Source organism: Bradyrhizobium sp. TM233 (assembly GCF_036247965.1).
In the GTDB taxonomy this organism is placed as follows: Bacteria; Pseudomonadota; Alphaproteobacteria; order Rhizobiales; family Xanthobacteraceae; genus Bradyrhizobium; species Bradyrhizobium ottawaense.
In genome coordinates this window covers 1-418 of sequence record NZ_BTIG01000049.1, presented here as the reverse complement: position 1 = coordinate 418, position 418 = coordinate 1, and the positions used below count along the sequence as shown (strand labels likewise).

The window sequence follows — 418 nt, the reverse complement described above, 5'->3', positions numbered from 1 at the left end:
GACATCCCGAAGAGCGCGCGGGACAACCTCGAATTCATCTGGCTGGAGCGCGTCGACGAAGCCATCGCCGCGGCGCTCGAACCCCAAGTCGATGCGAAGGTCGAAGCGGCGGAGTGAATGCGATGAAGAAACTGCTGGAGAAAGCGAAGCGATCGCGGACAACGCAGCGGCTGCGCCGATTGCTCGATCGCGCGATCGACCGTGCTCGCGATGCGTTACCGGCGCCGGGGCCACAGCTTCAGCCGATCCCGGTCCGGGTGAAGCGCCGCAAAGGTTGAGCCCTCCGTCTCAGGCCCTCGCGGCTGCCCCAATCAAAAGGCCCCCTCCGACCGAGGGGGCCTTTGCGTCGTTAGCCCACGGCGTCCTTGGCCGCCTTGACCGGGCGGGCGCGGACGATCTTGCGGGCCGGCTTGGCCTT

1 protein-coding gene and 1 pseudogene are annotated in these 418 nt (G+C 67.2%); one reads left to right on the top strand and one right to left on the bottom strand.

Going from position 1 to position 418, the window contains the following annotated elements:
- Positions 1-122: 122 nt before the first annotated feature.
- Positions 123-278, top strand: coding sequence for a hypothetical protein (locus tag AABA86_RS33215; protein ID WP_212250339.1), 156 nt, complete (start codon positions 123-125; stop codon positions 276-278).
- 71 nt (positions 279-349) lie between these two features.
- Here the strand turns inward: AABA86_RS33215 and AABA86_RS33210 are convergent.
- Positions 350-418, bottom strand: a pseudogene (locus AABA86_RS33210) (HU family DNA-binding protein); the annotation flags it as partial.

What these genes read in the sequence shown, in the direction of transcription:
- AABA86_RS33215 (WP_212250339.1), top strand. Translation starts at nt 123, where the DNA reads ATGAAGAAACTGCTGGAGAAAGCGAAGCGATCGCGGACAACGCAGCGG.